This window comes from Paenibacillus sp. O199 (genome assembly GCF_001636635.1).
Lineage (GTDB): Bacteria > Bacillota > Bacilli > Paenibacillales > Paenibacillaceae > Paenibacillus > Paenibacillus marchantiae.
Window position 1 is genome coordinate 230,297 of the sequence record NZ_LGRP01000008.1, and the last position, 22,183, is coordinate 252,479.

General features: G+C 48.6%; 16 protein-coding genes. 11 read left to right on the top strand and 5 right to left on the bottom strand.

The features are described from left to right. Positions 1-60: 60 nt before the first annotated feature. Positions 61-2,346 carry a helix-turn-helix domain-containing protein gene (locus tag A6049_RS14995; RefSeq protein ID WP_063565421.1) on the bottom strand — a complete coding sequence of 762 codons (2,286 nt, stop codon included), beginning with the start codon at positions 2,344-2,346 and terminating at the stop codon, positions 61-63. 265 nt (positions 2,347-2,611) lie between these two features. Here A6049_RS14995 and A6049_RS15000 point away from each other — a divergent pair, with 265 nt between their 5' ends. The 7 genes from A6049_RS15000 to nagZ are packed head-to-tail and all read left to right on the top strand — an operon-like array spanning position 2,612 to position 13,833. Beyond that, the gene (locus A6049_RS15000) at positions 2,612-3,580 is read left to right on the top strand and encodes an ABC transporter permease (protein WP_079696277.1); all 969 of its coding nucleotides are present in this window, start codon (positions 2,612-2,614) and stop codon (positions 3,578-3,580) included. Positions 3,581-3,593: 13 nt separating this feature from the next. Then, positions 3,594-4,463 (top strand): carbohydrate ABC transporter permease, encoded by an 870-nt coding sequence (locus A6049_RS15005; RefSeq protein WP_063565422.1) that lies wholly within the window; start codon positions 3,594-3,596, stop codon positions 4,461-4,463. A 47-nt stretch (positions 4,464-4,510) separates the two neighbouring features. Beyond that, complete coding sequence (locus A6049_RS15010) at positions 4,511-6,070, top strand: extracellular solute-binding protein (protein WP_063565423.1); 1,560 nt, start codon at positions 4,511-4,513, stop codon at positions 6,068-6,070. Between the two features lie 59 nt (positions 6,071-6,129). Beyond that, entirely contained in the window at positions 6,130-8,406 is a 2,277-nt protein-coding gene (locus A6049_RS15015; RefSeq protein WP_063565424.1) for an Ig-like domain-containing protein, read from the top strand. A 39-nt stretch (positions 8,407-8,445) separates the two neighbouring features. Beyond that, on the top strand, positions 8,446-9,228 hold the full coding sequence (locus A6049_RS15020; protein ID WP_063565425.1) for a glucosamine-6-phosphate deaminase: 783 nt from the start codon (positions 8,446-8,448) through the stop codon (positions 9,226-9,228). Continuing rightward, on the top strand, positions 9,225-10,388 hold the full coding sequence (locus tag A6049_RS15025) for an N-acetylglucosamine-6-phosphate deacetylase (RefSeq protein ID WP_063565426.1): 1,164 nt from the start codon (positions 9,225-9,227) through the stop codon (positions 10,386-10,388). Before A6049_RS15020 ends, A6049_RS15025 begins: the two co-directional genes overlap by 4 nt. A gap of 10 nt (positions 10,389-10,398) precedes the next feature. After that, positions 10,399-13,833, top strand: coding sequence for a beta-N-acetylhexosaminidase (gene nagZ, locus A6049_RS34080; protein ID WP_240321429.1), 3,435 nt, complete (start codon positions 10,399-10,401; stop codon positions 13,831-13,833). A gap of 368 nt (positions 13,834-14,201) precedes the next feature. Here nagZ and A6049_RS15035 read toward each other — a convergent pair whose 3' ends face one another. From A6049_RS15035 to A6049_RS15045, 3 genes are all read right to left on the bottom strand, one after another. Beyond that, a complete protein-coding gene (locus tag A6049_RS15035) occupies positions 14,202-15,059 on the bottom strand; it encodes a type II CAAX endopeptidase family protein (protein WP_063565427.1) in 858 nt (285 codons plus the stop codon). A 291-nt stretch (positions 15,060-15,350) separates the two neighbouring features. After that, positions 15,351-16,070, bottom strand: coding sequence for an SDR family NAD(P)-dependent oxidoreductase (locus tag A6049_RS15040; protein WP_063565428.1), 720 nt, complete (start codon positions 16,068-16,070; stop codon positions 15,351-15,353). A gap of 44 nt (positions 16,071-16,114) precedes the next feature. Continuing rightward, positions 16,115-16,477 carry a winged helix-turn-helix transcriptional regulator gene (locus A6049_RS15045; RefSeq protein ID WP_063565429.1) on the bottom strand — a complete coding sequence of 121 codons (363 nt, stop codon included), beginning with the start codon at positions 16,475-16,477 and terminating at the stop codon, positions 16,115-16,117. Between the two features lie 199 nt (positions 16,478-16,676). Between A6049_RS15045 and A6049_RS15050 the strand changes: the two genes are divergently transcribed. Next, positions 16,677-17,213 (top strand): NAD(P)H-dependent oxidoreductase, encoded by a 537-nt coding sequence (locus tag A6049_RS15050; RefSeq protein ID WP_063565430.1) that lies wholly within the window; start codon positions 16,677-16,679, stop codon positions 17,211-17,213. Positions 17,214-17,231: 18 nt separating this feature from the next. On the opposite strand, the gene A6049_RS15055 is transcribed toward A6049_RS15050, so the two are convergent. Further along, on the bottom strand, positions 17,232-18,020 hold the full coding sequence (locus A6049_RS15055) for an ankyrin repeat domain-containing protein (protein WP_063565431.1): 789 nt from the start codon (positions 18,018-18,020) through the stop codon (positions 17,232-17,234). Between the two features lie 387 nt (positions 18,021-18,407). Here A6049_RS15055 and A6049_RS15060 point away from each other — a divergent pair, with 387 nt between their 5' ends. The 3 genes from A6049_RS15060 (at position 18,408) to A6049_RS15070 (ending at position 22,049) form a co-directional block, all read left to right on the top strand. After that, positions 18,408-20,195 (top strand): AraC family transcriptional regulator, encoded by a 1,788-nt coding sequence (locus A6049_RS15060; RefSeq protein ID WP_162842443.1) that lies wholly within the window; start codon positions 18,408-18,410, stop codon positions 20,193-20,195. Positions 20,196-20,265: 70 nt separating this feature from the next. Beyond that, positions 20,266-21,327 (top strand): NAD(P)/FAD-dependent oxidoreductase, encoded by a 1,062-nt coding sequence (locus tag A6049_RS15065; protein ID WP_275078637.1) that lies wholly within the window; start codon positions 20,266-20,268, stop codon positions 21,325-21,327. 134 nt (positions 21,328-21,461) lie between these two features. After that, positions 21,462-22,049: an imm11 family protein gene (locus A6049_RS15070; RefSeq protein WP_063565434.1), complete on the top strand. Its 588-nt coding sequence runs from the start codon at positions 21,462-21,464 to the stop codon at positions 22,047-22,049. Positions 22,050-22,183: the final 134 nt, after the last annotated feature.

A 22,183-nucleotide genomic window follows, 5' to 3' on the forward strand; every position in this document is an offset into this window, starting at 1 on the left:
CTGCTTCCGAGCGGACGCTGGTGTATTTACAATCTTCGGTTCTTGCCCGCTCACATCTGGTTAGCCATGGCTGGAGGAGATGAATGGCTCATCACCCGCATGACGCTTGCGGTATTCTCCGGGGGTCAGCCCGTATCGACGCTTGAACATGCGGATGAACGAATTCACATTTTGATAGCCGACCTGTGTCGCAATGTCCTGAATTCGCAGATCTACATTCACAAGCAGTTCTTTGGCCCGCTCAACCCGCAGATTGTTCAGATATTCGCTGAAGTTGATGTTAGTCTTTTCCTTGAAAATACTGGAGAGGTACCCCGATGTTAAATTCAACTTGTCGGCGACGATATTCAAATTAATGTCTTCCCCATAATGATGATCCAGGTAGTCCAGCACAAAGGTGATAACCGGATCACGCGTTTCCAGCTGGCTGCGTACTGCCGCAAGTACCGGTTGAGCCAACGCCTGAAGCCATTCTCTGTATTGCTGCATGGAATGGAAACCAGCAAATGCCTCTCCCGGAGGAGAAGAGCGAAGCTCAGATTCGATGTGCGTCAAATTCAGCTTCATCACTGTCTTGCCAATTTGTTCGACTGCGCCGATGGCAAATGTGCGGAAGTCTTCTGCGGCTGCATCCTTGTGCTGCAGTTGCTCCAGCTGGCGATCCAGCCAAGCGAATACGGCCTCTTCATTGCCGGATTGCAGCAGGTTGTGCAGTTCCTCCCCATAAGTGACCTTTACATGGAAGGCATTTGACGAAGAAGCGCGCGGCTCCACAATAACTTGTGTCTCCCCATTCAGCCTGCGCTCTTTTAACAACATGGACAGATTGCTGTACGCATCGGTAAATGGAATTTCTCCTGAATACACCGGACTTACCGCGATGGTCAGGTAAAGGGTTTCCTCGACAGCCAGCAACTCCTTCAGTGTATCGAACGCTTGAAGAATACCACTCTGTGGACCTGGATCGAACAGTAGCAAGAGCAGTTGGTCCTGCTCGGGCTGAATGGCAACGCTATTGGTTTTGCTGTTAGTGAACAGGCTCTGAATTAGCTTCCATAATAACAGGGTATGCTGCCCGAATTCATCCGGCTGGGATTTGAAGCCCACCTTGAACAGAATGGAGACATAAGGCTGCTCGGAATGCTGGGCATCCTCAAGCTCCGCCAGATAGGAGCTGAGCGGTATATTTTTTACTTTATGGATATAAGCGTACTGGCGTACGAGAGAGTTCTTCTGCGCAAGGTCGCTTTGAATATAACGGTTATTCTCCAGAATAGAGCTCAGGCGGTCGCCGATCATGGCGAATTCTTTTACACTGCTCCATTTGTCTGGTCCGCTGTCCGAATTTCGGTCCAGAGCGGCAATAAGGCGCTGGAGCGGCTGGTTTAATCTTATGCTGAAAAACAGGGAGGAGATCACGCTAATCAGCACAGCAGCGCCAAGTAGGAAAGCCAGCAGCAGCTGCATGCCCCTCATTTCCGCGGCGATTACTGCGGCCTGGGTGACCCGGACATAGGTAAATCCGGTTTGCTTACCTTTTTCATAGAAGTAATACTGATCCCCAATACGTTCATGTTTGCTTCCGTCTGCAGGTAGCTGCGGATTCTGCAGTTCCCCCTCCATCGTGGTAAAAAGCAGGCGTCCCTCGTTGTCCAGAATGTAGAACGGATTATTAGCGGCATCGCCATATGTGTCCTGCATACGCTGTGGATCCAGCATAACAATGCCGTACACATCTTCGTAGGGAATGGCTTTCATCATGACCGGCATCAGTTGACCGAGAGAACGGGATGAGTGAACGGTATTTTCCGTAAAAGCTGCCGCAGGCATTACTTTCAGGAACTGTTTGTTCATCGTTTGAGTTTTCCAGTAATCCGGAGGATATTCTTTACTATAATAATATTTACCGAACATATCGCTGGCACTGCTAAGACCCTCCTTCTCCAGTACATAGTCTTCTTGCTTGAAATAGAGAATGAAATTGTCGATATGCAGAAAAGGATTGGCGTACAGCGTGGAGAGGTCCGACTTCACCTCTGCGGGAATATCGTAACGGCGGTTCTCCTTAATATGGCTCAAAATGCCCAGGTTGGCTGTCCAGGTATCCGATTGAGTGAGGGCCAGAATCATGTTCTGGGTCAGTCGGAAATGATTCTCATACCCTTCAACGGTCTGCGCAAGGCTGAGTTCATTTTGTCTGACCATCTCCTGATAGACCTTGTTGCTTAAGTACAGATGGGAGAACAGATTAAATGAAGCCAAAATCAGGATGACACTGAGGAAGCTCAGCATTAGCTTGACAAACAGTCCATTCAGCGCAAATTTGCTTGTAAGCAGTCCCTTCATTATGACATTCCCCCTTGAGTACAGCCCCGGATCGAGTGGTTTAATCCTATCATAGCGGCATAAAGCTGACACAAACAATATACACTTTTACTGAATTATACGCGGATATCTGGAAAAAAGGAGTAAAGGCGAAAAGTTATATAACATGTAGATAGCGCTTTCTAAAGGTTTATAGCTATAATTCGAATACGAACCCCGGAATTCCAGGGTAAGTTAGCTGACATACAAGTCGAATTAACTCATCTGAGCAAGAGGGGGCATGCCGATGGCTGATGCTAGCGTAATGCAAAGCAAACCGCAAAAAGAAGCGCACCGGCCGCCTCGGCGGAAGTCGCGTTTGATCAGAACCTGGAACAGGAACAAGGCGCTATGGCTGCTATTCCTGCCATGCCTCCTGTATTATTTGATCTTCCGCTATGCGCCGATGTTTGGTCTGGTCATCACGTTCAAGGATTACAATCTGTTTAAAGGAATTTGGGCCAGTGATTGGGTGGGATTCAAATATTACCGGATGTTTCTGGAGAATCCTGATTTTTGGCCGCTGATGAAGAATACGTTTCTGCTGGGACTGTATAAGCTGGTGTTCGGCTTTCCAGCCCCAATCTTGCTGGCCATTCTGCTGAATGAGGTGCGAAGGGCAGCATTCAAGCGTTTTGTACAGACGGTCAGCTATCTGCCGCATTTCATCTCGAATGTAATCGTGGCGAGTATGGTGATTATGTTCCTGTCCCCAACCGGAGGGCTCATTAACAATTTGCTGGCAGGTATCGGCATTGGACCGATCAATTTCATGAATGAGCCCGGGCTGTTCAGGGGCATCTACGTCCTGTCGGAAATCTGGCAACATATCGGCTGGGAGACCATTATTTATCTGGCCGCGCTAACGGCCATCGATCCGCAGTTGTATGAAGCCGCAGATATGGACGGGGCAAGCCGATTGCGCAAAATCTGGCATGTCACACTACCCGGTATATCTCCCGCGATCGTCATTACACTGATTCTAAATATCGGCAAAGTGCTGGAAATCGGATTCGAGAAAGTCTTCCTGATGCAGAATCCGGCGATCTACGATACAGCGGATATTATCAGCACGTATGTTTACAGGGTGGGCATGGTACAGGGGAATTTCAGCTATGGTGCGTCCATTGATTTGTTCATGGGTGTCATCAGTCTGATTTTCATCTATACGGCCAACTGGCTCAGCCGCCGATTAAGTGAGACCAGTCTATGGTAGAAAGAGGTGTGGCGTGAACTCACTCCGATTTTCCTGGTTTAACGTTGTGGCATCGCTGATCCTGCTGTTCGTTGTGGTGGTTACACTCTATCCGTTCCTTCATATGCTGGCGGTTTCCTTCAGCAGCAACGTAAACGTCATCCAAAACAATATTTCCTTCTGGCCCAAGGGCTTTAATCTGAGCATGTACAAATTGGTGCTGGGCGATCCGCAAATCTGGACGGCTTACCGAAATACGATCATTTACACCGTGCTTGGCACACTGATCTCACTGGTGGTCACCTCCACCGGAGCCTACGCTTTGTCCAGAAAAGACATGGCACTGCGTAATAGCTTCACGGTCTTGATTGTAATTACGATGTTCTTCAGCGGCGGGATGATCCCGACCTTCCTGGTGGTCCGTTCTCTGAATCTGGTGGACACGGTATGGGGCATGGTTCTCCCGGGGGCAGTCAGCACCTGGAACCTCATTCTGATGCGCACATTCTTCTCAGGCATCCCCAAAGAGCTGGAGGAATCGGGCCGAATGGACGGTTTGAACGATATTGGAATCTTCATTCGTATTATTGTGCCGCTGTCCAAGGCATCCTTTGCCACGATTGCCCTGTTCTATGCCGTGGGTATGTGGAACAACTTTATCTTTCCGCTGCTCTATCTACGGTCTCCCGATTTGTTTCCGCTCCAGGTGCTGCTGCGTAATCTCGTGTTGGCCGGCAGCGCAAGCTCAGGCGACGTAACGTCCATTGGGGGAGATAATCTGGTGGTGGAGGAATCGCTCAAGTATGCGACCATTATGGTCTCAACCCTGCCGATTCTGGTCATCTATCCGTTCGTACAGAAGTATTTCGTCAAAGGAGCCATGGTTGGTGCTGTCAAAGGTTAAGTGAGGCAAGAAGTGCACCGCGAATTCAGATTAAGGGAGAGAAGCTTATGGGCAAATGGAAATCGGTAATACTTCCCCTGCTGATTGCAGTAACGATGGTGGCAGGGTGCAGTGGCGGCAAGGGTGCCGACCCGCAAACAGATACCAAAGGAAACGGTACCGGAATAACCGATAACTCCACCGGGGCGGGAAAGACCTTCACGGCCCTGCTGGACAACAATGCCACTTTTCCTTATTCCAAGAGCTGGCCCATTTGGAGCTGGTTGAAGGAAAAGACGGGCGTCACGCTGGAAGTGCAGACACCTTCCGGCAAGCTGGATGAGAGCCTGAACCTGGCGATTGCCTCCAAAACGCTGCCTGATCTGATGTATATGCCCAATCGCAAGGATTCGAATAAGTTTGGTCAACAGGGCGCACTAGTGGATCTGATGCAGTATATGGACAGTATGCCGAATCTGAAGGCATGGATGAAGCAATATCCCGAGGAAGCGAAGGCTGCCCTGTCCGCCGACGGTAAAATGTATATGTTCCCCAATCAGGGCTTCGGCGAGACGAATCGTATGATCTGGATGTACCGCAAGGATGTTTTTGACAAGGAAGGCATTCAGGTTCCAACAACTTATGAAGAGTTGCATGCGGCGCTTAAGACGCTGAAGGAGAAATACCCGGACAGTTACCCGCTCTCGATTCGCTACGGTCAGATCCCGGATGAGATGAATGCCAATATGACGGTGAACTACGGAACGGGTGAGGGTGCCTACTATGATTTTGACCAGAAGCAATGGCGTTATGGACCGACTGAAGATAACTACAAGGCTATGGTAGGGATGTGGAAAAGCTTTTACGATGAAGGGTTGGTCCCACCCGATTTCTTATCATTGCAAACCAAGCAGTGGCAGGATATGGTCTCTACCGGTAAATCATTCGTGACCATTGATTATATTAGCCGGATTGATTTCTTTAACAATGCCATGCAGCAGGAGAATCCGGAGTTCAACATGCAGTTTCTGGCCCCTCCAGCAGGCATTTCAGGGGGCACACAGCTGAATCCATATTTTCATTATATGGAAGGCGGATTGACGGTGGCCTCGACCTCCAAGAACATTGATGATGTGATGAAGTACATGGACTTTTTCTATTCCGAGGAAGGACGTACACTCAGTAGCTGGGGGGTAGAGGGCGAGACCTTTATAAAGGAAGGCGATACGATCAAGTTCAAGCCGGAGTATAACGATGTCATTGAAATGCGCAAGCAGACAGGGCTTCAGACCAGCGGGACCTATACCTGGATTGATTTCAACGCGCATTTGTCACTGTTCTCGGACGATCTGAAGCATGCCTATGAAGAAGCGGTCAAATATGATCCTCCCGCAATGCAGCCAAGACCCGCTTTTACAGAAGTGGAAAATGAGGTCATATCCATTACCGGTCAAGCGATCAAGAAGCACCGTGACGAGAGCTTTGCCAAATTTGTTACGGGTTCCCGGAGTCTGGCGGATTGGGAGAAGTATGTAGAGGAAATCAACAATCTTGGGGTAGATAAGCTGCTGAACGCCTATAAGGAAGCGTATGACCGTGTTCAGAATGTTCAGCTGAGCGCGAAATGAGCGAATGTACGGCACAGGAATCCTAGACCATTACAGAATGGCAAAAGGAGGCTTCGCTTATGAAAAAGCAGCATCTGCGTGTGTACTCCGGATTCAAACTGGGATTGTTTCTGTTGATCTGTATGGTGACGATTGGAATAGCTGTCCCTGGCAAGGCAGAAGCGGCGGGTTCAATTTCAATAGATGCGCCTGCGGGTGGTTATGTGTCGGATGGAGGGCTGGTGGAAATTGGGGGCAGTTATACCGACCTGTATGACATTCGACTGTTTGTGGACGGAACGGCTCAATTCGAAGTGGTATTAAATGATCCAGATGGGGATGACAGCGGCACATGGTCTTATATGCTGGATACCTCAGCCTATAACGGGGCTGTGGAACTGGTGGTTCGTGGACTGGATACGTCCACCCGTTACGGGGTGTGGGGAGCGCCTGCCACCCTTACCGTTAATAACCCGGCAGGTGCTGTTCCTGTAGTAACCATCACGGGACCATCTGAGGGCGTTTCTCTTAGCGGCCAGGTGGAGATCTCTGTCGAGACCAGCTCTCCACTTCCGATCATGCTGGTAGAGGTTCGGGTGAACCGCGGGCCATGGGAGGAAGCTGTTCAGCAAGGCCCTGCATATGTATACACCTGGGACACGGCGGGTCTTGGCGATCGCACGGTCAGTCTGGAGGCCAGAGCGGCCAGCACACCGGAGCGTTACGGTTATAGCCCGACGGTGTATGCTCAGGTTGGAACCGGGACGCATGAGTCTGCCGTTCCTCTTCCTGTACAGGAGCGGGCCATGTGGATCTGGGAACCGGAGAGTTATAAGCTGCTGCTGAACCCTGGATCGCGCCAGGTGCTGGAGTCATTCATCACCGATACGCAGACATTTGGCCAAACACCAGTCCAGACGCTTTATCTTGCAGTAGGCGGTTATGCCGGATACGATGCACTGGAAGCCCAGGAAGTGGAGTTGCGCTCTTTCGTGAGTTGGGCGCACAGCAAAAATTTGCAGGTGCATGCGTTAATTGCAGGCGGCACTACACCGGCCTATATGGGCGCTTACGAGAAATATCACCATCATGCTGTGCAGGAAATGGAGCAGGTGATTAATTACAATCTTGCAGCGGGGGATACGGAGAAGTTTGACGGCATCAATGTGGATATTGAGCCTTATATCTCTCCCGACTTTAAAGACCCAAGTCATTTCCTGCAGAAGGAATACCTGGATGGCCTGCAAAAGATGATTGATCGCCGGGATACCGCAGGTATTTGGCTTCCGTTCGGTCCTGCTGTGCCCAAGTGGTATGACACTTCGGATCAAGCAGCGAATATTTCATGGAATGGCTCCAGCAAATGGCTTTCTGAGCATGTTCAGGATATATCAGACTATATCTCCATTATGGATTACCGGGATACGGCGGATGGCTCCGCTGGCATTATTGCCGGGGCTGCTGGAGAGCTGGCTTACGCGAATCAGATCGGCAAGCCGAATTCCGTGGTGATTGGTGTGGAAACGCTGGATATCGCCAATAGCGGAGACCCGGAGACCATTACCTTCTGGGAGGAGGGGCGTATCCACATGGAAGCCGAGCTGGATAAGGTATATGCAGCTTACGGGCAGAGCAGCGCCTTTGGCGGTATTGCCGTCCATCACTATGATTCCTACCGGGCACTTCCTTCTTATTGGGGGCCGGGCGGTGTAGTTTGGACAGCGCCGGATGATCAGGAAGCTCCTTCCGCCCTTTCAGGGGTTCCTTCCATTGAGGCGACTGATTATCAGACTGTACATCTGAATTATGGAATGGCTTCGGATAACATGGAAGTGGAACGCTATGTGATATACCGAAGTACCGTGCAGGGGTTCACGCCTGTCGCTGCGGATATCGTTGGACTCGCCCGCGCCCTGAATTACCAGGACAAGGGACTGCTACCGGATACGACATACTATTATCGTATTGCGGCGCGTGATCTACGTGGCAATATCGGGCCTCTCACCGATGAAGTGTCGGCGACCACTGGTAGCACCCCATTGAAGCCACTGATTGTAACGGACATGAATCTGGTCTATGGGGGATCAGGGGTATCTGTCACTCTGAAGGTCAGAGATTATGATACAGGCGCGGTACTTGCGGGGGCGAAAGTCGAGGGGAGATTTACTTATTCTGCGGGGCGTTACACCAGCGGGACAACCGGAGTGGATGGGAGCGTGACGCTTGTCTCGGAAGCGGTGGGACCGGGCAGACAGGTTGGTTTTGAACCTCGCAGAATCCGTTACAACGGCTATTACTACGCAGTAGGTCATGATTCGCCGCATACAACGCTGCTGATGTTGAATGTCAGCCACTGAACAAGTAGACGAGAAATGGCTTGAAGGAGGAGGAAGCACATGAATGTGAATGACTTGGTGGAACCGCTCAAGACTCATATCGTTGAGCATATGTCTGTGCAGGTTTATGCTGATCGGAATCAGATGGGGGCAGCGGCTGCAGCTGCGGTTGGGGCCAGATTAAGACAGCTGCTTCAGGATTCGGAGCGTCAGGTACGCATGGTGTTCGCTGCTGCTCCTTCGCAAAACGAATTGTATGAAGGTCTGGTACGGGAGCAAGGTATTGATTGGTCAAGGGTCTGTGCCTTTCATATGGATGAATATATGGGGCTGGCGGATACGGCTTCCCAGCGGTTTGGCCAATATTTAACGGATCGGCTGTTCAATCGGGTGCAGCCTGGGCGGGTGGAGCTGTTGGATGGGCTACAAGATGTGGAGCAGGAGTGTCAGAGATATGGGGAACTGCTGCGTGCGGCTCCTATTGATATCGTCTGCCTCGGGATCGGAGAAAATGGGCATATCGCCTTCAATGATCCGCCTGTTGCCGATTTTAAAGACTCGAGGATCGTCAAAGCGGTAAAACTGGACGAAGCTTGTCGCCGTCAGCAGGTGAACGATGGCTGCTTTGCCCATCTGGATGATGTGCCTGCGGAGGCGTTGACCCTGACTGTGCCAACGTTGATGGCTGGAAGGGATCTGTTCGCAATTGTGCCAGGGGGATCCAAACGGCGTGCACTTGCGGCAGCTTTACATGATCCGATCAGCACGGCGTGTCCTGCCACCATCCTGCGTACCCATCCCGGAATCACGATGTTCACAGACCGGGAAGCCTACGGCCTGTGAGCGTGTCAATAATCGGGAAGCACTACAGAACAGGGTTGCCCATTGAGGTCGGGATCAGAGAGGGACGTATCACTGCTGTTACTGAACTTGAAATGTCGCCTCCCGGAGATTGCCTGCCCTGGCTTGCGCCTGGACTGGTGGATTTACAGGTGAACGGCGGATGGGGGCTGGCTCTGAACACAGCCCCGCTATGTCCAGATACGGTAGTGCAGCTGACCCGGAAGCTGAAAAGTCAAGGTGTTACAAGCTTTTGCCCGACGTTGATTACGAACAGTTCCGTAAGGTTGGCTGAGGCGGCTTCCATCATTGCAAAAGCCGTTCGGCTGAACCGGGATGCGGCCGAGGGAATTGTGGGCATTCATCTGGAAGGTCCATTCCTCTCGCCGGAGGATGGCCCACGCGGCGCCCACCCAAAGCAGCATATTGTTCCCCCTGATTGGGAGGCGCTCAGCCGTTGGCAGGATGCCGCCGATGGATTAATTCGCATTATTACCCTTTCACCCGAGTGGCCTGGTTCAGCTTCATTTATTGCCCGGTGCTGCGAATCCGGCATTCTTGTCTCGATTGGACATACGGCAGCAACGCCAGAGCAGATCAGGGAAGCGGTCTCCGCAGGAGCGGTGATGTCTACACATCTTGGTAATGGTGCACACCTGATGCTTCCGCGTCATCCGAACTACCTGTGGGAACAGCTGGCGGCCGATGAGCTGTATGGGTGCATGATAGCGGATGGTCATCATCTTCCGCTGTCCGTGCTAGCAGTAATTCTCCGGATGAAACGGAACCGCGCCATACTGGTCAGTGATGCCGTCTCGCTGAGCGGTATGCCACCAGGTTCCTACCACCTGCATATTGGTGGTGATGTGGTATTGACGGCGGAAGGTCGGCTGCACCTCGCCGGCCAGCCTGAGCTGTTGGCTGGCTCGGCGATGATGCTGCCTAATCAGGTGGGATATCTTGTGGAAGCGGGGTTGTGCGGGCTTCCCGATGCCTGGGACTGTGCATCGGTGCATCCGGCCCGGCTGCTTGGGCTTGAACAGGCTGCCGGACTTGAGGTCGGAGCACCTGCGGATATCGTTAGCTTCAACATTGATGGTGGAAAGTTAAGTGTCTTGCAGTGCTGGAAGAATGGCCGGATCAGTCCACAGAGCCAAGAATAGGAGGAGAGCGATGCCAAGCTTGATACCACAACCGAAGCAAATTGCATCGAGCGAAGGAGAAGCCTTGCGACTGAATGGCGAGGAAAGATGGGGTCTTTTCATGGAACAGGATGATCCCAGATTGGAAATTCATTGTCGCCGGGCATTTCCGGGGATGGAATATACATGCTCCAGAATAGAAAAGGGTTATTTGTTAATAATCGAAAGTCTCTCAGGGCAGGAAACGCAGCAGGTAGTCGATGAGGAACATGGAGCCCCCGCCATTCATGAAGTCCTGGGAACACAACAGAAGAGCCCGACCATCCCTAGTTTCAGTTCGTTTACTCAACAAGACAGAACGGATCTGACTGGGTTGGACGGACGTCCACAAGGGTATAAGCTGGAGGTGTCGGCCGGAAGGGCTGAAGTCTACGCACTGGATGCGGCGGGTCTATTTTATGGATTGCAGACATTGGTACAACTGAATGGACCCGATGGGGTTATCCCGGCGGTGTCCATAACCGACTGGCCGGATACACCTATGCGGGCAATGAACTTTGACCTGCGTCAGACGTTCTCGAAGCCGGAACTGTTGACGGATTATTTAGCTGAATTCGCCTGTTATAAGACGAACGCAATTTTGATTGAATACGAGGATAAGTTCCCATTTCAGTCGCATCCCGAGTTCGCACATCCACAGCATGCGTTAAGTCGTTCACAGCTGGAAGAACTAAAGCTGAACGCCCACGAGCACTTTATAGAGATTATTCCGCTCCAGCAGAGCTTTGGACATCTGGAATATGTATTACGCCACGAAGGTTGGCGGCATCTTCGCGAGACAGAGCAGTCTACTGGGGAGATCTGCCCATCGCATCCGGAAACCTTTGGATTGATAACCACCTTACTTGAGGAGATGATCGAGGCTCATCCAGATTCGCGTTATATCCATCTCGGGTGTGACGAGGTCTACAGCCTATGCGAGTGCGAACGCTGCAAAATTGAGTTTGGAGGCGTGCGTGAACGAGCTTTTATCGCCTTTGTGAACCGTCTGATTGCATTTACGGCAGAACGGGGAAAACAGCCGATTTTCTGGCATGACATGCTGGATAAATGCCCGCCAGAGGAACTGGCTAAGCTGGATCAGCGAAGTGTCGCCATGATCTGGATCTACAACGGGCGCAATATCGAAGCGGAAGTTACTTCGCATGCCAATAAATTCAGGGCGCTCGGCATTGAAGTTATGGGGGCGCCAGCAGTCCGCAGCTTTGATTGGGCTGAGCATCAGAATTATCCGGTACTGCTGAACCGGACAGACAACTTGCTTCAGTGGGCAGAGACGGGCGACAAGCTGGATATTGGCTGTGTTGTGGCTACCAACTGGACGGGGCCTTTCAGCCTCGGTGTTCCGTATGGTATTTTCGAAACCACCTGGTACCCCATGCTGCTGCATGCGGATTTGGCCTGGAACCGCAAGGCAGATACCGCAACCTTTATCGACCGATTTCTGGAACGGTTTCATGGCATTGATCCTGTTACCGGACATAACCTTCTCGGCAATTACAGGATGGAGGATTATTATGATGTGATCTGGAAGCTGATGGACGAAGTGCGCGAGCACAAGGAAGAAGCGGAACTGATTGCGATCATGCATAATTTTGAGGTGGCGACAGATCGTTCGCGGGCGATCCATAAGTATGCCTACCGCTGGGAGCTGTATCCCGGAGACGATGCGGAGTGGCGCTCACTCCATAACAATTATACGAGAAACCGCCGTGGACGTGAGGGTGTCCTGCCTCGGATGAAGGCTGCGCTGGAGCGTTACCAGCCCTCTGATATGGCGGAGCATTTTGTGAAATCGAGGTTCTATCTGCATGATTATCTGGAGCGCACGCTCTATCAAGAACTGGGTCTGAACGCAATCCATACACAAACTGATCTGACGGCATTGAGTCTGGAAGACAAAATAGCCCTGATGTGCGTAGTAGGCACACCATCGACTGGGGCCGAGCCGGAGTTTCGCGGCAGAATGGCACAGCACCGATTCGGGGGTATCGGCATCTTCCCCCATAATATTGAGAGCGAGCAGCAGACACATGCGCTACTTGCTGAAGTAAAGAACATAGCTAGAGAGAGTGGTAGTCCTCTGCCTTATTACGTTTCAGTAGATGAAGAGGGTGGAACCCTATCCAAGTTTAAGTCCTTTTTTCCCTACGTCCCTGGCAACAGGGCAGCGGGGTTAAGTGAAGATCCGGAAGCCGCCCGTTTGCTCGGTAAAATCATCGGCAGTGAGCTGCACTCCCTTGGTATTCCCATGAACTGGGCACCAGTGCTAGATGTGAACACGAATATAGATAATCCGGTTGTGGGTGTTCGCTCCTTCGGAGAGGACCCGCAGCTGGTGGCCCAATTCGGCCGCGCCTATATTCAGGGGATGCATGAAGCAGGTGTAGCCGTGACGGCAAAGCATTTTCCCGGCCACGGGCAAGTGAGCGGAGACTCGCATATTGTCCTGCCCGAGTGTGAGCTGACGATTGAACAGTTGATGGAGGGTCCGTTGCTTCCCTTTGTTGAAGCAATTCAAGCCGGTGTGGATTCAATCATGATGGGTCATCTGGTGTTTCCTAACATTCCGGAATCGGGCGGACTTCCGGCCTCACTCAGTCCTTTTTTTGCCACGGAACTGCTGCGGAAGCAGTTGGGCTTTACGGGGGTGATCTGCACGGATGATATCGAAATGGGGGCAATTCGCAAAAATTTCAGCCCGGAAGAGGTAGGGGTTCTGGCCGTTCAGGCGGGGAACGATATGATTCTGATGTGCCATACGCCGGAGTTTCAGAGCCAGGTCATCGCGGGTATTCTGTCAGCTGTACGGGATGGGAGAATCAATGAGGAGCAAATCGACGAGTCGGTTCTTCGTATTCGGCAGCTGTATGACCAATTCCGGCAGTACCAGGCGGCTGCACAGCCGATTCCTAGAGAGCAGTGGGAAGAGGCGGCACTGAAGCTGGCTCGTATGACCGTGAAAGTTAGCCGGGACCCACAGGGCCTGGTGCCACTCAAGGATTCGCTGAAATATTTGCTTATATTGCCGCTGCAGGAGCAGCTGACCCAGGCCGATAATAGTGGTTCTGCGCAGATCAGGTTAGCCTCCCTATTGAGGGATGAAGGCTTGGCTGTGCAAACGCGCTACTGCGCAATGAAGCCGGATGCCGAGCAGATAAAGTCCCTGGTACTGCAAGCTTCTAATGCGGATGTCGTTATCCAGGGCACCCTTAATGCCCATCTATTCACAGGCCAGCTGGATCTGGCTGAGGCTTTGGCTGCGGTTAAGCCACTGCTAAATCTGGTGCTGCGCAATCCCTATGATGACACCGCACTGCCACAGACAGCCGCATGCATTCTGCTGTGTTCCACCTCCGATTACTCACTGCGGGCACTGGTGGAGTGCATGACAGCATCAAAGTGACTTTTCAATGATGAGCTGTTCAATAGGGTAATGAAACATATCCAAAAGCACAAAAACTCAAACTGTTAAAAGCACAAAAGCACAAAAGCTTGCATGTATTTGCCAGCCTTTATTCTTACAAGCGACCTAGTCTGAAAGCCAGGATCCAATGACGGAAAATCGAAAAGCCCGCTACTTTGCGGGCTTTTGTCAATTTTAAGACTTTGATGTTCTTCTCTAGACAACACGTTCACTTAGCTTCGAATTCCGTCACTCGCTTCTTGTGCAAAGACGTTATTAGGATAATGGGCCATAACCCGTTGGCTAACTAGACTACAACAACGTCGTCTTCTCAAAAAGTTTTATATATCCTCACCTATAGCAATAGTTTATAGCTGCCTTATGACAAGAGGCTTTCTCGACATCAACCATGCTGCAATCAGCAAGGCGAGAGCCACTAATATTCCGGATTCTCCAGTCCATAGCAGAACGTTCTTGCCACTGGAAGATATATCAAAGGCATCCTGAATCACGGCATTCCAACATGCATGGAGGAGAATCGCAGGCCATATGCTGCCCGTTGTTAAGCGCAAGCGGCTGATCAGATAACTGAAAGAGGTCACTGAAATCATAAACAGGATAACCGATAAGGCAGGATATGGACCGGAATAATAATTTGCAAAAAGCATTACGGGAAGGTGCCATACCCCCCAAATAATTCCGCTCGTCAGCACGGGTCTAGGTACACGGGCGTTGATTAGACGAGTGAGCATATAGCCTCTCCAGCCGAGCTCCTCTCCTGAACTGCTGATTATACCGATTGCAGTACCCGCAAACATTTGAAAAAGTATCGTTCCTGCAAGGATAACACCAGATGGGCCTTCAATGAATGAGTCCGGTGTAACATACTGAACTAGCCCCGTAATCCATGCGATTCCATAAGCAAATAAACCAATAACAACTGGAAAAAGCAAGATGAAAGGCAATGACTTCACTGTCTGCTTCCCACCAATCCGCAAGGAAATATCCGAGATGCCTTCACGCAGTACGATACGGGCGAAGATGGAGGACAAGCCAGGTGTCCACATGAGGAGCAGACCGAAAATCGGTGCTTTCATGATCAATACATAACTAAGGATGGAGAGCGGGATGAGCATGGCAAAGAAAACGAGCAGTCCTCGCCTGGCTTTTTGGACTTTTTCCTCCTCTGAACTCGTGCTGGGCATGGTGCTGAAATTTGTTCTCATTGTGATAGCTCCTTTTATCATAATATGTATATCGCTTTGCAGTATAGCAGTGGATTTACCATAATCAGAACAAACTCAAGCCCAGTCTTTGTCCAAGACCCTAGCCCAGTAAGGACAGGACTAAAGTATAGTGACGTTTTTTTAAAATGAAGTGAATTTAAGCATCTTTTAGTCCATTTTATAAAATGTTAACTACCTTATTGCAGCACAAAGAGCACGTTTCAAACGCGCTCTTAATGTTTGTTTGTCTCTGGTTCTCACGGAGATTTAATAATCCGTTTTGAATTTTAATTAAGCGTTCAAATCCGTAATTGCCGGAATGTTAATTTCTTTTACACAGGCTGCATTGGACAGGCTGACGATGCATTTTACGATAGAAACCATATCCTGAAGAGGGATGCGTGTACCATTATATTCGGAAAGAGCGCGGTCAATGCCATCTTTATATGGAACTTCGGCTGCGAGTTCCCCCGGGTTGATACACGTAACCGCGATCCGGTCTTTTCTTGTATGTTCTCTCAAGGCTTCTGTAACCCCACGAATGGCAAATTTGGAGGCCACAAAAGATACCTGAGTGCTGTTCGCATTGCTCAGACCCGCAGTCGAGCCAATAAGAATGATTTTGCCTGCTGTTGATTTCCTGAGGTGGGGTAATAAGGCCTGAATGCACACAATAGTGGATGTTACATTCACATGAATCAGATTACTGATGTCGGCGGGGGTGTCCTTATCGAACGTATAGTGGTCCTCGAACCCCTCTTTTTCCCAAATGCCCACATTGTAAATGAGAACATCCAAAGTCTCGTTCTGAAGCGCATCGCAGATCTGTTTGGATGCATGGAGATCAGACAGATCTGCCTGTATCCATATGCGTTCTACGCCATCGTCCAGCTTCAAGTTGTCGGGTTTCGTGCGAGACACGACCCAGACTTTATCGCCTTGCTCGGGCACACCCCTGACAAATGCATCTCCTAATCCTTTGCTAGCACCAAATACAAGATAGTTTTTCAATTCTAGTCACCTTCTTTTCAAAGTGTCGTTCTATGGTTACCAGCTCAAAGAGCAGGCTCTTTATTTTCCAATAGTATAATTTCTTCTCCTTGTTGTTGCCTTAATGCTATATTTTCCCGCCCCCATGTGCACATCACATCCACAATCTTGTTGGCGGTAACTCCATACTCTGTAAGGCTGTATTCGACTTTGGGCGGCATCTGTTGGTAAACATGTCTTCTGACAAGGCCGTCCTTCTCAAGCTCACGTAATTGCTGGATCAGGACCTTTTGCGAGATACCGTCTATACTGCGCTGTAATTCGCCTGTCCTTTTCACGCCAGACATTAATAAACATATGATTAGCGCTTTCCATTTGCCGCCAATAATTTCGAGTGTCGCTTCGATTCCCAGGTTATATTGCTTCATGACATATCACCTCGTTCATGTTACATCTTGTTGATGTGCTATAACTATTTATTCTCTCACAATATGGCTGATGAAGTCCATACACACTTTGAAGTAACCATCTTACTTTCGGGTGTGTATTTTCTTTTTTTCAGGCTTATATGATAATGGCCATATTCGAAAAAGAAGTCTGAAACTGAACCGAGAAAGGAATGTAAATATGAGAACACTCGTCATTCTGGCGCATCCCAATATAGAGGTTTCAAGAGTAAATCAACGCTGGAAAGAGGAGCTGCTGCAACACTCGAGCGAGATTACAATCCATGAGATTTATAAAGCATATCCTGATTGGAACATCGATGTGTCCAGAGAACAGAAGTTACTCGAAGCATATGATCATATTATTTTGCAGTTTCCGTTATATTGGTACAGCTATCCGCCTTTGCTAAAAAAGTGGCTAGATGATGTTTTTACTTATGGATGGGCGTATGGATCAACAGGTAACAAACTGCATGGGAAAAAGATGGGCTTGGCCATGTCCATTGGCGATAAGAAGGAAAATTACACGAGGGAGGGTTCAGTATCTTTTACCTTAGATGAGGTAGTCACGCCTTTCAAAGCCAGCATAAATCATGTTGGCGCCGTAGCCTTACCGTATTTTGCAGTCTTCGGTGCCTCATTCCAAGCAACCGATGAAGAAATTAACCAAAGTGCACAAGATTATATCCGATATGTCTATGAGCAAGGTAGACCTTAACTGCTGTAACCCCAAATATCAATCCAGTTCGCTTGCAGATTTAGCGCCTTGACGGTCAAGCCACTGAATTAGTTCATGAGAAAAACTACGTTTTGCTGTGTCCAGTGGTGTTAACCCATCCCAGGTGGATATCCAGTTCAGTTCGGCACCTTGTTCAAGGAGATATTGTGCTGATTGTCGTTGTCCTCCGTGGCAAGCGCACCAGAAGGCGATGGTAACCTTGTCGGGAGGAAAAGAGCTGCTTGCTCCCCAAGGATAGCGCTCAGGAAGCTTGTCCCCTTTAAAATGGGCCTTTATTGCGTCGATCTGTCCAAGCGCAGCCGCATGCCAAAGTGCAATAATCGCTCCCCGTTCAACCAATCGACGTGCTGCACGCCACTGAGCGAATGCTACTGCGTCGTCCAGTGGCGTGCCACCGGCGATCACTGCACCGGACGCTTCGATATCGGCGCCAACATCAAGAAGCGCGTCAAGCACGTTAATGTCATCTGAGCTCGCAGCCCAATGAAGTGGTGTCTCGTTGTTCGAACCCATGAAGCGACTGTTCACTTCTGCACCGAACTCAACTAATAACTTTACGGTATCCGATCCATGTGGGAAGTGACCTGGCCAGTCTGTCACCACATGCAACAGCGTTCGAGATATGCTAGAACTCTCACCTTCGTTGCTAGAATCTCTTTCAATAATTCTTGTCATGGCCAACCCTGAATTTTCTGCGAGTAGTCTCCTTAGCGATGGAATATCCCCAGTGTGAATCGCTTGGACAACGATCACTGCAAGTCGTTCATCTTCGTAAATAAATTCCATACTCAACTCCCCTTCCGAATAAATACTCAGATTAAACCAAAACGATTCATTTTAGCTATTTGTAAATTTTCGCTGTACTTTACATATTCGTGGAATGATTATAATGTCCTGGGGAGAGGTGTACCTACCCAACTACATCAAGGTTTATTTTTCGACCTCATACTACGATCGTTGAGAGTTATAGTTATAATAATAATAATAATATACTTACTGCATTTGAGGAGCTGAAAAGCCATCTTACATTTAAATGAACATCTTTTACTATGGAACAAGGCATCTATTAAAATAATGGATATTCGCCATATCACGATGCAAATGAAGGAGGACCTTCACGCCTACCGGTTCCCTGCTAGCTGCTTCTTATACACGGTGCGTGGCAATGCAGTTATGCAGCTGGATGGAAATGATCATCAAGTCACACGATTCCATATTTTGCATGGTGGAAAGGGCTGTTGCCTGAATATTTTGCCTGTTGAAGAAGTCCTTGATTATTATATGATTTATTACAAAGCCAGCATCCCACTTCCTGAACGTCAAGACATTCTGGACATGATGGAACACCGTAATCCCTTCCGGCTTCAATATGGCTTTGCACCAGATCATCCTGTTTCCTTGTCGGACAAAGTACAATACATGATGACAGCATGGGAAGAGCAAGGACCATTGGAACAGTTCCATGTAAAGTCATTATTTTATCAATTTGTATACGAGTTGCTATGGCAAATCCACAATCGACGCGTACCTACAATAAAGCCAGACCTGATTGCACAAATGAAATACTATATGCAGGAACACTATGCTGAACCCATTACAATGGACCTGTTAGCAGAGCTCATGGACACCAGTCCAAGACATTTATCAAGACTATTCAAACGCCAGACAGGTCATAGTCCAATTGATTTTGTCATTCAAATCCGTATGAACAAAGCGAAGGAACTGCTGCTTGCTACAAATGCTACTTTACAAGAAATTGCCAAGGCTGTTGGTTATCCGGATGGATATTATCTAGCTAAAATGTTCAAAAAATATATGGGTATTGCACCCATTCGTTATCGAAAGCAGCATGCAAGTCCTAATGTACCATCCACAGTGGCACGATTAGGTATTGTAGAGGATGAGACTTCCTTATATATTGATAATGATTATCATAATCAGCATATGTTTGAGGAGGAATTATTGATGTACAGAAGTAGAAAGACACCCTTAGCTATCACATTATTACTTTGTTTAACCCTATTGCTCAGCGCGTGTTCAACTGGTGGGGCAGGGAGTCCTTCAGCAAATGAAGGCACCGGAAAGTCAACGAACCAGGTAGAGGCCAACAGCTCCAATCCTACAGCTACAACATCTCAAACGAAGACCGTAACCACCATAAAAGGGGATATTGAAGTGCCGGTTAATCCACAACGAATAGTTGTCCTGTATTTAATGGGTGATTTACTTGCATTAGGTGTAAATCCTGTTGGGATCTCTTCTGTAGAAGAAGGAGCAGCTTTTGCGAGCGAACTGGATGGTGTTACCTCCTTGGGTGCATTCAAACCAGACCCGGAAGCAGTAACTGCGCTTAATCCCGATCTCATTATCGTTACCAATGAAGAAATATATGAGGGGCTCAAAAAAATTGCCCCTACAGTATACATTCCTTATGATCTGCCAGTAGAAGAACGTATGAAATTGCTTGGTGAAATTCTAGGTAAAGAGGGACAAGCTCAGGAAATGCTGGATAACTTTCGCAAAAAGGTTGAGCAAAGTAAGGAAAAACTTAAACAAGCAGGTATTTTGGATAAAACCGCGACTATTATGGAAAGCAACAAAGGTTCTATGGCTGTAATGACAGGCTTGGGTTATGGACGGGGTTCGCAGATTATTTATCAATATTTAGGGATGAAAGCACCTGAAGTTTTGCAACGCGAAATTGAAAACGCAAGGAACGATGCGACTAGCAAGGACGTTTCTTATGAAGTATTACATGAATATGTAGGTGATTATATATTCCGTTCTAGCTTTGAAGGAATGATAGATCTTTCTAACAATACCATTTGGAACAACCTCCCAGCAGTCAAAGAAGGACGTCTGATTGATATGAGCTTTGGTTTATTTTTCTACAATGATATATATTCGCTAGACAAACAGCTTGACTTTATTGTGGATAGCTTGCTTAAAACCGTGGATTAATTGGAGAATCATCTTTCTGTTGGATAAGGTGAATAGAGCCTGAACTCATTAACGCCTATGTTACAATAGGGTGAAAAAGGAGGAGTCATTATTGAATAAACAAAAAATCGTGATTATTGGCGCAGGGATTGTTGGGGCATCCATGGCCTATCATCTGGCCAAACGAAATCAAGATGTAACCGTTATTGAACGACATCCTGCAGCGGCGCGTGAAGTCACGGAAAAATCGTTTGCCTGGATACATACTACTCATAGGGTGGCTCCCGATTACTGGCATTTGTACGATGCATCTTTGGAAGAATATCATACGCTTCAGCAAGAGTTACCCGAGCTGAAAATTCATTGGCATGGAGCGCTAACTTGGGACACTCCACCCCTAAGGGAGCAACCCCACTTTCAAAAATTAAACCGGGAGCAGCTTGAGGCATTGGAGCCGAATCTGCTGGACTATCCGGACGAAGCGATGTATGTCAGCGAAGAAGGTGCGGTAGACCCCATAGGGGTAACCGAGCTGTTGTTGAACAAAGCGAGGGAGTACGGAGCAAAGGTTCAGTTCGATACCAACGTTACACAGCTTCAGCAAGAAGGTTCCCGCTTGGTCGGCGTGCATACGTCCAACGGTTTTCTGGAGTCGGATGTCGTGGTATTGGCCGCAGGTGCAGGCGTCCCCGAACTTTGCAACCCGTTAGGTTGTCTGGTGCCAGTAACGTCGTCGCCTTCCATTCTGATTCGGATGAAAACTACAAATAGACTGATACGTACATTAATCTCAAATGCACAATTTGAAGCGCGTCAACTGACCGATTATACGCTGCTGGCTGCTGAAGATTATATCGACGAGTCGCAGGAAAACGGACCAGAGGCAGTTGGTAAGCGAGCGTTCGACACGTTGCGTCGCAGTCTGAAAGATGGGAATCAACTGGAACTGGAAAGCATAAAGGTCGGGTTGAGACCAATGCCTGAAGACGGCTATCCGATTGTGGGTTTCCAAGATCACGTAAAGGGACTTTATCTAACCGTGATGCATTCTGCAATTACGCTGGCGCCACTGATTGCACGTCTGGCTGCAAGTGAAATCATCGATCGGGAATCAAGAAGTGAATTAGACCCTTGTCGACTCTCCCGATTTTAGGACTATACGAAAAATAAAAGAGTACATCGCCACATGACAGATGTACTCTATATTACATAGTGCATAGCTGCTTAATTCTTTTGACCCGTATAATTGATTGAAAAGCACTTAATTCGGAAAGGAGATATCATTCTATGAACTATTATTTTCTGGAATCTCAATATCCACGTCGAGGGTTTTTTAGTGGCGGAACGACCTTCACTCCCGAATTAGATATGAATTATTTGGCGATAGAGAATCCGCTGCCAGAGGGGACAACGGCAGATGTTGAGTTACTGTCTACGGTGCGCAACCTGAATGTAGATTATTTTGAGACGATCACAGGAACGAGACACGTATCAGATCGTTTTAAAACGCTGTTGGAGGAAACTAAAACAAATACACAGTTTATTCCGACAACGGTGTGTTACCACGACGGTCGTTCGGTTGAAAAAACCTATTGGACTGCACATCAGCTTGATCGTTTGGATGTTTTCGATTATGAACGTTCGGAATATGGACGCAAAACGGTCATTGCTGCATCTGTACAACAGCCTCCACGTAAGATCGTCAAAGTTGTAGCTCGAATCTGCCTTCATGAAGAGCGAATTGGCGAGCATGAATTTTTTATGCTGGATTTTATAAATATCTTCAAACCCATTGTTTCAAAAGATTTTTACGAAGTATGCCGAAAACATAAGCTGAATCTGAACGTTACAGAAGTCGGAAATTTAAGCATCTAAAATTCTACATGGATATAATGACAGCATAAAGAAGCCCACGTTGTCCTGCCTTGGCATCAATCGGTTCCTCCAGACCGGGCTATCGAAGAGCGTCGCGGGAGTCAAAATTGACACTTCAATATATCTATAAATTT

Excerpts from the sequence above, each read along its gene's own strand:
- A6049_RS14995 (WP_063565421.1), bottom strand. The coding sequence starts at position 2,346 with ATGAAGGGACTGCTTACAAGCAAATTTGCGCTGAATGGACTGTTTGTC.
- A6049_RS15000 (WP_079696277.1), top strand. The coding sequence starts at position 2,612 with ATGGCTGATGCTAGCGTAATGCAAAGCAAACCGCAAAAAGAAGCGCAC.
- A6049_RS15010 (WP_063565423.1), top strand. The coding sequence starts at position 4,511 with ATGGGCAAATGGAAATCGGTAATACTTCCCCTGCTGATTGCAGTAACG.
- A6049_RS15015 (WP_063565424.1), top strand. The coding sequence starts at position 6,130 with ATGAAAAAGCAGCATCTGCGTGTGTACTCCGGATTCAAACTGGGATTG.
- A6049_RS15020 (WP_063565425.1), top strand. The coding sequence starts at position 8,446 with ATGAATGTGAATGACTTGGTGGAACCGCTCAAGACTCATATCGTTGAG.
- nagZ (WP_240321429.1), top strand. The coding sequence starts at position 10,399 with ATGCCAAGCTTGATACCACAACCGAAGCAAATTGCATCGAGCGAAGGA.
- A6049_RS15035 (WP_063565427.1), bottom strand. The coding sequence starts at position 15,059 with ATGAGAACAAATTTCAGCACCATGCCCAGCACGAGTTCAGAGGAGGAA.
- A6049_RS15045 (WP_063565429.1), bottom strand. The coding sequence starts at position 16,477 with ATGAAGCAATATAACCTGGGAATCGAAGCGACACTCGAAATTATTGGC.
- A6049_RS15050 (WP_063565430.1), top strand. The coding sequence starts at position 16,677 with ATGAGAACACTCGTCATTCTGGCGCATCCCAATATAGAGGTTTCAAGA.
- A6049_RS15055 (WP_063565431.1), bottom strand. The coding sequence starts at position 18,020 with ATGGAATTTATTTACGAAGATGAACGACTTGCAGTGATCGTTGTCCAA.
- A6049_RS15060 (WP_162842443.1), top strand. The coding sequence starts at position 18,408 with ATGCAGCTGGATGGAAATGATCATCAAGTCACACGATTCCATATTTTG.
- A6049_RS15070 (WP_063565434.1), top strand. The coding sequence starts at position 21,462 with ATGAACTATTATTTTCTGGAATCTCAATATCCACGTCGAGGGTTTTTT.